Source organism: Streptomyces marispadix (assembly GCF_022524345.1).
Classification (GTDB): Bacteria; Actinomycetota; Actinomycetes; order Streptomycetales; family Streptomycetaceae; genus Streptomyces; species Streptomyces marispadix.
Map to the genome: position 1 here is coordinate 1,318,110 of NZ_JAKWJU010000002.1, position 13,480 is coordinate 1,331,589.

Sequence of the window (13,480 nt, forward strand, 5' to 3'; positions counted from 1 at the left end):
CAGTCCGTGCCCCTCCGGCCGGTTCCCGCGCCCGATCAGTTCCGCCGCCGATCAGTCCCCCCGCCGATCAGTTCCGCCGCCCGATCAGTCGAGGCAGAACTCGTTGCCCTCGGGATCGGCCATCACGATGTGCCCCGCACCGAGCGGCGGAGCGGGCTCATGGCGGCTGAGCCGGGCGGCGCCATGGGCGGCGAGCCGTTCGGCCTCCGCCTCAAGGGCCGCCATCCGCTCGTCTCCTTCAAGCCCGGGTGCGGCTCGCACATCGAGATGCACCCGGTTCTTGGCCTGCTTGCCCTCCGGCACCCGCTGGAAGAAGAGGCGGGGCCCGGAGCCCTCGGGGTCGACCACGGCCGAGGCGTCGTTGCGACTGGCAGGCGGGACGCCCATCGCCTCCAGCGCCTGGTCCCAGGATTCGAAGCCCGCCGGCGGGTCCTGCAACCGATAGCTCAGGGCCTCGGCCCAGAAGGCGGACAGCCCGGCCGGGTCGGCGCAGTCCACGGTGATCTGGATGTCACGTGCCATCTCAACTCGCCTCCTGGCGGGCCTCGTTGTGAGTGTGCAGATAGAGATCGCGGAGCAGGCTCACCTCGGAGAGGTGGTGGATCACTTCCCGGTTGATGTGCAGCACCAGCGCCGCCAGGGGAAGTTCGGCATACGGTCCCTCGGCGTCACCGCACGGCCGGGACAGGCCGGCCTCGCCGAGGGATTCGACACCGGCCCGCCAAGTGGCGTACTCCGCGTCGAGTTGGGCCAGCGCCTCGTCCGCGGTCGCGGCGTAGCCGAACGACTGGTAGTCGGCCGGGGCACGACCGAAGTGTGCGGCGTTGCGCATCGCGAGCACGCCGACGATCACATGCGCGAGCCGCCAGGCGATCGTCGTGAACGGTGCCGGTTCGGGCTGCGGCATGGCGAAGTCGATCACCATCGCGCCTGACCCGGCCTGCACCGGTGCTGTGCCGGTGCCTCGCTGCCGTACGTTCCAGCAGCCGGGCACCGGCTCCCAGAAGTACTCGTCGTCCGTGAGCCCCTTGAGGCGGTCGCGGAGCTGCTGGGCCCAGTGCCAGTCGAGCTGGTCCCTGAGCAGGGCGTTCCATGTCTGGTCGGTCATGGAGCCAGCCTCGTATACGTTGCGGACAGCCACGTTCCTCAATCGCCCTCGGCGATCCGTACGGCCGACCGTCCTGCGCCACGCCGCGGCCGGTCATGACTCCCCTCGCTCCTCCAACCCCCCGAGCGCCTCGGGCAGTTCGCCGGTGTGCAGCACGCCCAGACGCTGTGTGGCGCGGGTCAGTGCCACATACAGGTCGCTCACCCCGTAGTCGGCCGGTTCCACGACCAGCACCGTGTCGAACTCCAGCCCCTTCGCCTGCCGTGGGTCCAGCAGCACCACGTCCCGGGTGAGGTCCAGCGCGGGACCGTGACCCGCCTCCGGCAGCTCAGCGAGGAGCGATGCGTGCAGCGCCGCCGGTGCTACGACCGCGACACGTCCCCCGCTCCCCCGGGCCGACCCCGCCTCCCTGGCGACGGCGGCGGCCAGCCCGCCGGGGGCGACCCGCAGCGCCCAGGGCCGCACCCCGGTCGACCGCACCGACTCGGGGGGTACGTACGACGGGGCGTGCGCCCGCAGGAAACCGGCCGCGACCTCCATGATCTCGGCAGGCGTGCGGTAGTTGACGCCGAGGCGCACATGCTCCCAGCGGTCGCCCGCGTACGGCTCCAGGATGCTCTCCCACGAGCCCAGCCCCGCCGACTCCGCCGTCTGCGCCGGGTCCCCGACGAGCGTCATGGAACGCGTGGGGATGCGCCGCATCAGCAGCCGCCATGCCATCGCCGACAGCTCCTGCGCCTCGTCGACGACGATGTGGCCGAAAGCCCAGGTACGGTCGGCAGCCGCGCGCTCGGCAGCGGTGCGGTGGTCGGCCTCCTCGTGCCGTTCCGCCATGCGCTCGGCGTCGATGATGTCGTGCGCCGCGAGGACCTCGGACTCCTCGTCCTCGAACTCGAAGGTCTCCGAGCCCTCGGACAGCTCCAGCACGCCCTGTGCGTAGGCGATCCGCTCCTGGCGCTCGGCCTCGGCGGCGGCACGGGCCGCGCTGTCGTCCTCGCCCAGCAGCTCGGCGGCCTCGTCGAGGAGCGGCACGTCGGCCTGCGTCCACGGCCCGCCCTGCCGCCGGATCAGCGCTGCCGACTCGTCGTCGAGATGGACCGGCTCCTCGAGGAAGTCCGCCACGAACTGCTCCGGCGTGAGCTGCGGCCACAGCTCGTCGATCGCCGCATGGACCTCCCGGCTCGTGGCGATCTCCTTGCCCAACTGCGCGATGTCGTCCGGCCCCAGCAGATTGGGCCCGCCGAAGGGGTCGGCGCCGATCCGCTCGACGAGTTGCGCGGTGAGCGCGTCGATGACGTGGAAGGCGAACACGGGCCGCGCCAGATTGTGCGGCAGACCGCTCTCGCGCGCCCGCCAGCGCGCGTCCTCGGCCATGGCCCGTTCGAGCTGGAGCGTCCCGTAGCCCTCGTGGTCGATGTCCGTCGCCCACTCGGGCACGGCCTGGCGGTCGCGCAGCGCCTTCGCCAGTACTCCGGCCATCTCGGCGCGGCCCTTGACCTCCGCGGCTGCCGGGCTGTCGAAGCCGGTGGCACGTACGCCGGGGAAGAGTTCGCCCATGGTGGCCGTCAGCACCCCCGTCTCGCCCAGGGACGGCAGTACGTCGCCGATGTAGCTCAGAAACGCCGGGTTCGGGCCGACGATCAACACCGCGCGGCGGGCCAGCAGTTCACGGTGCTCGTAGAGCAGATACGCCGCACGGTGCAGCGCCACCGCGGTCTTCCCCGTGCCGGGCCCGCCCTCGACGACGAGCACGCCTCGGTGCGGTGCACGGATGATGCGGTCCTGCTCGGCCTGAATGGTGCGGACGATGTCGTGCATCCGCCCGGTGCGCGCCGCGTCCAGCGCCGCCAGCAGGACCTCGTCTGCGTCCGCGCCCTCATGGCCGGTACGGGTCGGGTCTTCGAGGTCCATCAGTTCGTCGTGGAGCGCGGTGACGGTACGGCCCTCGGTGGTGATGTGCCGCCTGCGCCGCAGCCCCATCGGGGAATGACCGGTGGCCAGATAGAAGGGCCGCGCCACCTCCGCCCGCCAGTCGATCACCAGGGGCGTACGGGACGAGTCGTCCATCCGGATTCCGATGCGCCCGATGTGGTGGGTGCGCCCGTCGCGGAAGTCGAGACGGCCGAAACAGAGCCCGCTCTCCTCGGAGTTGATCGCACCGAGCAGCCCGGACTGCTCCGCCACCAGCACATCCCGCTCCAGCTTGGCCTGGAAGTTGTTCCCGACCTGCGCGAGCGCACCGCGCACCGACTCCTCGGCCTGCTGCCTGAGCTGATCGAGCCGGGCGTAGAGGCCGGTGACGAATTGCTGTTCCTGCCGCATTTCCTCGGTTGACAATTCCACTCCCGACGCGATATGGTTCCTCTAGTCGATGCTTTCTCATGCCTTTTTCGTGAAGACATGAAAGCTCGAATATACGCAGGAGCAAGCCCCGGATGTCAATTCATCCCGGGGCTTTTTTCTTTCTTCGCGGAATCGCCGAGGTCTTCGGATCTTCGGAATCTCTCCCTCCGGCGGGCGGGGCGCCGCCCCTTGAGCGTCGGCCGCCCGCCGGCCGCCCGAGGACGAGCGGCATGGACGGGCGGCCGAAGACTCATGAGGCGACACCGGGAACGAGGGAGAAGGAGGCCGAAGGCTATGCCGCCGCGTTGAAGGAGGAGCGGCGCCGCTGTCGGGACGGCCGCCGGCGTCGTGCCGGTGCCTGCGGCGTGGTGCTGGGCGGCTGGGTGTCCGCGGCGGTGAGGGGAATGCCCGAGGGCGCCTTGGCGCCGGTGATGCGGCTGAGTTCGGCTTCGCCGAGGTGGATCTGGGTCTCCCGTGCGGTGATGTCGGCGTCCGACATCAGGCGGTTCATGGCGCGGCGCTGTGCGGGGAGGACGAGGGTGACGACGGTGCCGGACTCGCCGGCGCGAGCGGTGCGACCGCCGCGGTGCAGGTAGTCCTTGTGGTCGGTGGGCGGGTCCACGTTGACGACGAGGTCGAGGTTGTCGATGTGGATGCCGCGTGCGGCGACGTTGGTCGCCACCAGGACGCTCGTATGGCCGGACTTGAAACCCGCGAGGGTGCGGTTGCGCTGGGACTGCGACTTCCCGCCGTGCAAGGCCGAGGCACGGACGCCCACCGCCAGAAGGTCCCTGGTGAGCCGGTCCACTGCGTGCTTGGTGTCCAGGAACATGATCACGCGCCCGTCGCGGGCGGCGATCTCGGTGACCGTCGCCTGCTTGTCAGCCCTGTGCACGTGCAGCAGATGGTGCTCCATGGAAGTGACCGCCCCCGCGGAGGGGTCGACGGAGTGCACCACCGGGTCGGTGAGATAGCGGCGGACCAGGAGGTCGACGTTGCGGTCCAGGGTGGCGGAGAAGAGAAGACGCTGCCCCTCCGGGCGTACCTGGTCGAGCAGGTGGGTCACCTGCGGCATGAAGCCCATGTCGGCCATCTGGTCGGCTTCGTCCAGGACCGTGATGGCCACCTGGTCCAGCCGGCAGTCGCCGCGCTCGACGAGGTCCTTGAGCCGGCCCGGCGTCGCGACGACCACCTCGCTGCCGGCATGCAGATCACGTGTCTGACGGCTGATCGACATGCCGCCGACGACGGTGGTGAGCCGCAGCCGCAGCGGGCGGGCATAGGGAGTGAGCGCGGCCGTCACCTGCTGAGCCAGCTCCCGGGTCGGGACGAGCACGAGGGCCAGCGGGCGCCGGGACTCGGCGCGCTGCCCTGCGGTACGGGCCAGCAGCGCGAGCCCGAAGGCGAGGGTCTTGCCTGAGCCCGTGCGGCCGCGGCCCAGTACGTCTCGCCCGGCCAGCGCGTTGGGCAGCGTCGCGGCCTGGATCGGGAACGGCGCGCTCATGCCCTCGGCGCGGAGCGTGGTCTTCAGCCGGTCGGGCATGTCCAGGCCGGCGAACGTCTCGACGGCCGGCAGCGGTGCGGTGTGGGTGACCGGCAGCGCGAACTCCTTCGGGGCGCTCGCGTTACGTCCCTGCCCCCCGCGCCGGACCTTGGGCGAACGCGACGGCCCGCCCCGGCGGGTGCTCCCCTCCGGGCGGCGGCCACCGCGGCCGGATCGGGCGGCGCCACCACCTGAACGGGAGGAGCCGACGGTACTGGGCACAGTGCGGTTCATGCAGAACCTTCCTCGATGCGGCACGTATCGAGGAATTCATCACAGCAGTACTGAGCCGCACGAGGATTCGCAAGATCGAGCCGAAGAATAAGACGAGACAAATCAGAGCCGCAACGGCCGCCGAGTCGTCATGGAATGCACCGGTACCAACGTCCGCAGAGAAAAGCGGCCCCTTTACGGTGCAACGGAGCCGTGGAGGCGGGTTTCTGCCAGGCACACAGCTCGGTGAGACGGCAGACGACGCTGCCGCTCGCTCGGCGCCGCCGAAGGACGTCCTTCGCTGCGGGCGAGCCTGTACAACGCAACGAGCCGGGGCCCGCACGCAGGTGCGTGCCCCGGCTCGCTGCGGGTGTCAGCGTCAGGCGGGAACGATGTTCTCCGCCTGCGGGCCCTTCTGGCCCTGCGTGACGTCGAAGTTCACGGTCTGGCCTTCGAGCAGCTCACGGAAGCCGGTGGCGTTGATGTTCGAGTAGTGGGCGAACACGTCAGGACCGCCGCCCTCCTGCTCGATGAAGCCGAAACCCTTTTCCGCGTTGAACCACTTCACGGTGCCAGTAGCCAAGATAATTCTCCTTCGGGGCGGTACCCGGAACCCGCACTGTGCGGGACCCGGAGCTGCCGCGATGATCACCCTCGGGAAACACCGAAATACACAAGACTCTCTCCAGGGGTACTGGAAGGAGCACTCGAAGTTTTGGGGAACCACAACTGCAACTGCCGCAACCGTAGCACGGTCGGCCCGGAGATACGGTTTTCCCTCGTTCCGAGCCCGCCGAGAGCCAAACCTTCTCGCCACTCGTCAGCCGAATTTCTGCAACGGCGAAACGAGATATCCGTATCCGGGCGACTGCTGAATTCCTCAGGTGCTACCGCCGGTGCGCTGCCCGGCCGGATGCGCCCACTGGGGCATCGGACTCGATCTGCCCAGTGGCAGAGCCCCGGAGTCAGGCCGACGTCGGCCGCCCGACCATCGCGGGGCGCTTGGCAGGAGTCGTCAGCCGTCGCCGTTCGAGGTCGAGGATGCCTCCGGGGCGCGCAGCTGCTCGTTGATGCGCTTGGCTTCCTCGAGCTGGTCTTCGAGGATGATGATGCGGCAGGCGGCCTCCACGGAGGTGCCCTGGTCGACCAGTTCGCGGGCCCTGTTGGCGAGCCGCAGTTGATAGCGGGAGTAGCGGCGGTGCCCTCCCTTCGAGCGGAGCGGCACGATGAGCTGTGCTTCACCGATGGCCCGCAGGAACGCGGGCGTCGTGCCGAGCATTTCGGCGGCCCGCCCCATGGTGTAGGCGGGGTAGTCATCGTCGTCGAGGTTGCTCAACGGGGTAGTGGGTTTGTCTGCTGCCACTGGCACCTCTCTGGGAACGCGTCGAGGGGCCCTGGCGCCGTGCGGCACCAGGGCCCCGAAGGGATTAACACCATCTACCGGCTATGCGCGCCGGTTTCTCTTGCCGCAGCGCCGTCCGGAAGGACGGGTGCGGGGATCGCAGCTGCGTGACCGGGGACCACCTTCCAATCCGGGGCCTGCGGTACCCGGGCGGCGTTCCTGCCCGGGCGATCCTGATGGCGCTTCTCTCCTCCTTCTCTACTGACTTGTCGTGCACTACTCGATCCTGCAGAACTGCTTGCGACCCCTGAGGTCGCCTGGCCCGGCGGCCAGTGGCGGAGCCCTCACCGTCTGGCCACACCACTCGACCGCCGGTCCACAACTTGCTCCACCTGCATACGAGGCAGTTCGTCACCTGCCTCGTCCTTCTGATCTCTGCGAGTACGAGCAGGACTCTACTCCCCGCACACCCCCATGTCTACTTCCGCCGATACAGATTTCCTCCAGGGCGGGCGTTCGCAATCCCGTCCCGGAAGACGACAGAAGTCTGCGCCGGCCGCTGCCGCCATGAGTGCGGGGCGGCCAGGCAAGGGAGCGGCGGCTCTACGAGTCCACGGCCTCATCGAGCCAACGCAGCCTCAGAAGTCCGCCTGCCCGGCCCGTCGTTGGCGACGGCCTGCCGGCGTAACCGGAGCTTCTTCATCGCCCGGAACTCCGCGGCCCCTTCGGACCGTGAGGTGTGGTCATGGCGACCAGACGGCGCACCGCGACAGGGAGGCGCACGCCTGGGACCTCACCAGGGCACCGGCCCCTTGTCGTTGAAGAACCCGCCGGTGGGCCCGTCATCGGCGAGCGTGGCCAGGTCCACGATGATCCGGGCGCCCTCCTCGACGGTGCGGGTGCCGCGGTGCCGGGTGAGGTCGGTGGCGGTGTACCCGGGCGTCGCCGAGTTGATCTTGATGTGGGACAGCGCCGGGTCCTTGGCGAAGGCGTGGGAGTACTGGACGGTGAGCATGTTCAGCGCCGTCTTCGACGAGGAGTACGCCATCCTGCTGTCGGCATCACCGCCGAAGTCGGTCCCGTCGCTGGTCATCCCCATCGACGCGGTCGTACTGGACACGTTGACGATGCGAGGCGCCGCCGAGGACTTCAGCAGGGGCAGCATGGCGTGGATGACGGTGACCGCGCCGAAGGTGTTGACCTCGTAGTTCTGCCGCATCTCCGCCGCCGTGGTGTCGACCGCCAGCCGGTCCACCACTGTTCCGGCGTTGTTGACCAGCACATCCAGACGCCCGTGGTCCCGGCGCAGCAGCTCGGCCACAGCCTCGACGTCTCCGGAGTCGGTCACATCCAGCCGCGTCGGCACGGCCTTCCCGGCAGCGGAGAGCTCTTCGGCGGCGACGGCGCCGCGTTCGGGATCACGGCTGCCCATCACCACGACCATCCCGCGGTCCAGGAGCTGCCGGGCGGTCTCCTTGCCCAGTCCCTTGTTCGCCCCGGTCACGAGTGCCACTCGGCGGTCGGTCATGACGCCTCCTTCGTCGGCAAGATCAGTACTGGCAAAACATGTTACAAGCTGTATCTTAAGATGCGAGCTGTATCATGAACGAGTGGCCAGGTCAGATGCGAACGAAGTGAGGCACGGGCTGCGGGCCGCGGGTGTACAGCGGACCCGGCGCAGCATCCTCACCGCGGCACGCCGCCATCTCGTCGATTCCGGCTATCACCGGCTCAGCCTGGAGGAGGTGGCCGCCGACGCGGGCGTCACCAGGGTCACCATCTACCGGCACTTCGACTCCAAGCTGGGGCTGCTGGACGCCATCGGCGAGGACCTCGCCCAAGAGGCCGGGCTGGTCTCCGGAATGCACGAGGCCGCCCGGATCGACGACCCGGTCCGGGCGCTCACCGCAACGGTCGGAGAAATGTGCCGGTTCTGGAGCACCGGTCCGGAGGTCATCCGGCGGCTGATCAGCCTCTCGGCCGTGGACCCCGAGGCCCAGCAGGTCATCGCGGGCCGGGAGCAGTGGCGCTACCAGCAGATCGAGGCGCTCGTAGAGCGGCTGGCCGACGCGGACCGTCTGCTGCCGCCGTTCGACGTGCAGCAGGCCACCGCGGTCGTCGGCGCCGTGACGAGCTTCCCGTCCTGCGACGAGATCGCCACCCGGCTCCGGCTGGATCTCGGCGAGTTGACGGGGCTGCTGCTGCCGCTGCTCACCAGCGTCGTGCGGCTGGACTGACGGGCGGGAGCAGACGGGCGCGCATGCCCCTACGGAAGCGCCCCTCTCACGTAGCAGAGACTCGGTGCGGCCACGATCACGTGCCGTCCGGCACTCGGACCGCACCGTCCCCACCGGTGGGTGCGCGGCTCCGGCTCCGCTTCGACGTACGCCGGCCAGGCGGATCAGCGACGCGAACACGGCCAGCACCATGATTCCGGACAGCGCGTAGAACGAGTAACTCAGACCGTTGGTGAACGCCGTGGCCAGGCGCCCGTCGAGCTTGGCCGATCCGACGAAGATGGAGACCGCGCGATCCCTCGGAATGGACCGGGAGGCGAACATCATCACCAGCGGGAACGAGAAGACCCAGCCGATGCCGGCGAAGGTCCGCAGCATCCCGGAGGAGACACCGATGAACTCCTGCGGCGCGGCCTTCATCACCGCCGAGCTGTTCGCGGGAATGAAGAAGCCCAGGCCTATGCCGTTGACGGTGTTCGCGGCGACAAGGAGCCACAGTCCGCTGGAGGGCGAGATCCGGGCGAACGCGAGCAGCGCGAGGAGTTCGGCGCCAAGCCCGACCGAGACCGGCAGCAGCGGGCCGAAGCGGTCCGCGGTCCGGCCGCTCACGAGGCAGATCAGCCCGGCGAGCACATAGCCGGGCATCAGCAGCAGTGAAGTGTCAAGGGGCGAGAGGCCCTTGGGGCCCTGGAGGTACATGATGGCCAGCCAGAGCACGGCGTAGTTGGCCAGACCCTGGAAGAGCGCGGCAAGAAGCGGCGCCGACACCGCTGGTATCCGGAACAGCGAAAGCCGCAGCATCGGCTCGGTCTGTAGCCGTTCGTTCCAGACGAAGACGCCGAGCAGTACCGCACCGCAGGCGAAGGATGCTGCGATCAGGGGGCGGAACTCTTCCGTCGACAGTTCGGTGACGGCCCATATGACGCAGAACAGGCCGGCTCCCAGAGTGCCCATCCCGACGAGGTCGAGGTTCCTGCGGACCCGCCGCACCCCGTCCTGGAGAACGGTGCGGGACAACAACATCACCGCCGCGCCGATAGGCACATTGATCCAGAAGATCCAGCGCCATGACACGTAGGTGACCAGCAGTCCGCCGAGCACGATGCCCAGCACCGCGCCCAGGCTGAATGCGACGCCGGTGTTCCCGTACGCCCTTCCGCGTTCGCCTCGGGAGAAGACGGACGCGATGATGGCGCCGCTGTTCGCGGTCACGCACGCCGTGCCCACTCCCTGGAGCAGCCGGAAGGCCACCAGCGACGGCAGGTCCCAGGCGAGCCCGCACAGCAGCGACGCCAGGGTGAACAGGGCGAAACCGATCTTGTAGATCCGGGCGGGACCGAACATGTCCCCGAGCCGGCCCGCCTGCGTCGTCAGCAGAGTGTTGACCAGGAGGAAGCCGACGACGAGCCACACGAGCGAGGTCAAGGCCGCATCGAGGGTCCGCTCCAGAGTCGGCAGGGCGAGGACCACGATCGTGGTGTCCACTCCGGAGAGCAGGACCCCGGTCATGACGACCGCGATGGTGGGGACCTTCCTCGCGTGTGCCGGGTCCGCCCCGGTGGACGTGGTGTGCGCCGTGGAAATCTTGATCAGTCCCCTTCGTGTTCAAGGGCCGGCCGACGTCCCGTAGTGCCCGGACGCCGCAGGCGGCGGGTGGGATGCTCAGCGGCGCACCGCGGTGACGATGAGGAAGGTCCCCGGCGTGTACTCGTCCACCACGTCCATCTCCGCGGAGTCGAGCGCCTCGTTCATCTCCTTCTGGTCGAACGCGGCGACGCCCAGACACTCTTCGTGCTGCCGCTGGAAGTACCTGTAGAGCGGATCGTGGGACTTGCGGTAGGTGAGCATCGTGAAGGTGCCGCCCTTGCCCAGGCACCTTCCGACCTCGCGCACCGTCGCGAAGGGCTGGTCGATCGACTGCACGGTGTTCCAGCAGTTCACCGCGCCCAGGGAGCCGTCGGCGAAGGGAATGCCCCCGCCCGACCCGCGGACCACCAGACTGTCCGGCACGACCTTCGTCAGCCGTGCGGCCATCGTCGCCGCGAGATCGAAGGCGACGACCCGCTCACCGCCGAGGATGCGGGTCAGCACCTGTGTCCAACGGCCGGTGCCGGCCCCGAGATCGAGGAGGGGACCGTCCACCGGGCGCACATGCTCGGCCAGGTACCGGTCCTCGTCCGCGACGGACACCGCCCCGTTCCAGTTGGTCCCGTTCACCCGGAGGAAGGCCGGGCGCAGCAAGGGCTCGTACCAGGACAGATAGAGCGGCGAGTTGCCGGCGATCTGGTCTCCGGTCCCGACGGCCTCGCCGGACAGGTCGAGGTACCCCTGACGGGCGGGGTATCCGACGGCGCAGTCGCGGCAGACGACTCCCGTGGCCCGGCGGGAGAGCCGCCCGCGGCAGGCCGGACAGTGCATCAGGTCCAAGTGCCCGTTGAATTGCGGCATTTCGGCTGCCGCACGGTCGGGAAGGAGAACCGGGTCCACCTCGGCCGGAGCCTCGGACTCGACGCGTCCGGTCGCTACGGCGCAGGCCGCCTTGGCTCCCATGTATGCGAGGAGCGTTCGCGTGTCCTTCTCCCAGAACGCGGTCTTCGCCTCGTGGCCCAGCGTCGCGAGCCAGCGTCGCTCCTGGTCGCGCTCCGCGTGACTGAGCACCCACCTGGCCGGGGAGGGCCAACTGCGGCCGATGCCGGGCGACTCCGGATCGAACGACGCGAGACAGCGCTCCAGGCGTGCGAGGTCGTCCGGGTCGAGCGGAGCTTTTCGCGCCGTGGGCAGGATCCGGTCGGCGTCCTCGGGGAAGTGGGCCAGGAGGTAGACCAGGGCGGTACCCAGGGGCACTTCATCGCGCAGGGTGTCCAGCAGCGCCAGGTAGTGGTGCAGCCCCGCTCGTACGCGGCGGCGCAGGCCGGGTTCGCCGGTTTCGGTCAACAGCCCGAGCAGCAGAGCGAGGTGGCCGCGCCGCCCGTCCGGCGCCTGGCGGATCTTTTCGGCCGCATCCTCCGCCGCCCGGGGCGCGCCGGGCAGGGCACTCCCGTCGGACCACACGGAAAGAAGCAGATCGAGATAACGGCTGTACGCCTCCTCTTCCTCTGCGTGAGAGAACAGTTCAAGGCACTCACTGAACGCAGCGGGCTGTGCTCTCATACGTTCGTCTCCCCTACGGGCTAGTACTGGACGTGTGCGAAGGCGCTCGCGTGTGCCTCATGACCCGGGTGAGTTGCGCTTGATAGCGGCGAGATATGGCCGGTACTCCGCTCGCTTTTCGCCGTAATTTCAGCAGGAGGCAGATTTGTACTTCTAACAGAGCACGGCTGCACCTGCAAGGCTGTGCAGGTTCCTCCACCGCGCCGCAAAAATCAGCCAGAACCCAGCATGAGAAGCACAAACCCGCAGGTCAGAGCAGACTTGCAGAATGGTCAAATAGATTCCTGCATTGTTGCTCCGGAGGAAAAAATGCTTGTCGGGCGACGAATCGAAAAGCACCGAGTGAGGTGCATCACATGCCCCCGGCACAACCTGATTGTCTCAAGTCGTGCATCGGAAAAGCCACTTGTGGGTACCCGACGCCATTGATAGCGTGACGGCGCGAGTCGGACCCCGGGGGATCCGAATCGGGGGAAATCGAGAAAGCCGTCACTCCGATCTCTGCTGTGCTGCGCCCGGGTAAACACTTCGGATACACGGAGGAGACATGGAGCAACGTCGGCTTGGTTCGGACGGTCCCCTGGTCTCCGCGCTCGGGATCGGCTCCCTCGGAATGGCAGGGCGCTACGGGCCTTCCGACGAAGCGGAGAGCCTTGCCACACTGCACGCGGCGCTGGACGCCGGAGTGACCCTGCTCGACACCGGCGACTTCTACGGAGTGGGGAGCACCGAGCAGCTCATCGGCCGCGCTCTGCGCGGAAGGAGACGCGAACAGACCGCACTGAGCGTGAAGTTCGGGATGCTGTGCGAGCCCGGTGGAGAGTGGCGGCGCCTCGACACCCGCCCCGAGATGGTGCGCCACTCACTCGCCTACACCCTCCGCCGCCTCGGGACGGACTACGTGGACGTCTACCGTCCGGCCCGCTGCGACCCCGACGTGCCCGTCGAAGAGACCGTCGGAGCGATCTCCGAGATGGTGTCCGCGGGCTACGTACGGTTCGTGGGTCTCTCCGAAGTCGACGCCGACACCCTTCGGCGGGCGCACGAGACCCATCCGATCAGCGATCTCCAGATCGAGTACTCGCTGCTCTCGCGCGACATCGAAGGCGGCCTTCTACAGCTCGCCAGGCAGCTCGGCGTGGGGATCACCGCCTACGGCGTGCTCTCGCGCGGTCTGCTCACAGGACGGCGACCCGAGGACCGCGACGGCGATGTCCGGGCTGTGTTCCCCCGCTTCCAGGGGGACAACCTGGAGCACAATCTGACGCTGGTCCACCGGCTTCAAGCGGTTGCGGAGGCCAGGGGGATGACGACCTCTCAGCTCGCCATCGCCTGGGTGCTGGCGCAGGGAGCGGACATCGTTCCCGTGGTCGGGGCCCGCAGCCGGACACAGCTCGCCGAAACGCTGAGGGCCGGAGGGCTCGGTCTCAGCGCCGAGGACCTCGCGGCCGTCGAACGTGCGATTCCCGCCGGATCGGCGGCCGGCGACCGCTATCCCCGAGGGCCCGTGCCCTCTTCCGACGACAAGCCGTGACAGAGCCTCA

At 68.8% G+C, this 13,480-nt stretch carries 10 protein-coding genes and 1 pseudogene; 2 read left to right on the top strand and 9 right to left on the bottom strand.

From position 1 onward, the window contains the following. Positions 1–84: 84 nt before the first annotated feature. The 7 genes from MMA15_RS05675 to MMA15_RS05705 all read right to left on the bottom strand — a co-directional run bounded on the left by MMA15_RS05675 (position 85) and on the right by MMA15_RS05705 (position 8,077). Positions 85–522, bottom strand: a complete 438-nt coding sequence (locus MMA15_RS05675) for a VOC family protein (protein WP_241057910.1) — start codon at positions 520–522, stop codon at positions 85–87. 1 nt (position 523) lies between these two features. Then, positions 524–1,108, bottom strand: coding sequence for a DinB family protein (locus MMA15_RS05680; protein ID WP_241057911.1), 585 nt, complete (start codon positions 1,106–1,108; stop codon positions 524–526). Between the two features lie 93 nt (positions 1,109–1,201). Then, positions 1,202–3,430, bottom strand: coding sequence for a HelD family protein (locus MMA15_RS05685; RefSeq protein WP_241063024.1), 2,229 nt, complete (start codon positions 3,428–3,430; stop codon positions 1,202–1,204). 313 nt (positions 3,431–3,743) lie between these two features. Beyond that, positions 3,744–5,228 carry a DEAD/DEAH box helicase gene (locus MMA15_RS05690; protein ID WP_241057912.1) on the bottom strand — a complete coding sequence of 495 codons (1,485 nt, stop codon included), beginning with the start codon at positions 5,226–5,228 and terminating at the stop codon, positions 3,744–3,746. A 358-nt stretch (positions 5,229–5,586) separates the two neighbouring features. Continuing rightward, positions 5,587–5,790: a cold-shock protein gene (locus MMA15_RS05695; RefSeq protein ID WP_241057913.1), complete on the bottom strand. Its 204-nt coding sequence runs from the start codon at positions 5,788–5,790 to the stop codon at positions 5,587–5,589. Positions 5,791–6,222: 432 nt separating this feature from the next. Then, a complete protein-coding gene (locus MMA15_RS05700) occupies positions 6,223–6,504 on the bottom strand; it encodes a MerR family transcriptional regulator (protein WP_241063025.1) in 282 nt (93 codons plus the stop codon). Between the two features lie 838 nt (positions 6,505–7,342). Next, positions 7,343–8,077 (bottom strand): SDR family oxidoreductase, encoded by a 735-nt coding sequence (locus MMA15_RS05705; RefSeq protein WP_241057914.1) that lies wholly within the window; start codon positions 8,075–8,077, stop codon positions 7,343–7,345. Between MMA15_RS05705 and MMA15_RS05710 the strand changes: the two genes are divergently transcribed. Next, a complete protein-coding gene (locus tag MMA15_RS05710; protein WP_241063026.1) occupies positions 8,076–8,786 on the top strand; it encodes a TetR/AcrR family transcriptional regulator in 711 nt (236 codons plus the stop codon). The two genes, MMA15_RS05705 and MMA15_RS05710, sit on opposite strands and share 2 nt — an antisense overlap. A gap of 351 nt (positions 8,787–9,137) precedes the next feature. On the opposite strand, the pseudogene MMA15_RS05715 reads toward MMA15_RS05710, so the two are convergent. Both MMA15_RS05715 and MMA15_RS05720 read right to left on the bottom strand, forming a co-directional pair. Next, positions 9,138–10,295 (bottom strand): annotated as a pseudogene (locus MMA15_RS05715) (MFS transporter); the annotation flags it as partial. Positions 10,296–10,448: 153 nt separating this feature from the next. Then, positions 10,449–11,936 carry a methyltransferase domain-containing protein gene (locus tag MMA15_RS05720; RefSeq protein ID WP_241057915.1) on the bottom strand — a complete coding sequence of 496 codons (1,488 nt, stop codon included), beginning with the start codon at positions 11,934–11,936 and terminating at the stop codon, positions 10,449–10,451. 547 nt (positions 11,937–12,483) lie between these two features. On the opposite strand from MMA15_RS05720, the gene MMA15_RS05725 reads away from it, so the two are divergent. Next, positions 12,484–13,470 carry an aldo/keto reductase gene (locus MMA15_RS05725; protein ID WP_241057916.1) on the top strand — a complete coding sequence of 329 codons (987 nt, stop codon included), beginning with the start codon at positions 12,484–12,486 and terminating at the stop codon, positions 13,468–13,470. Positions 13,471–13,480 lie beyond the last annotated feature (10 nt).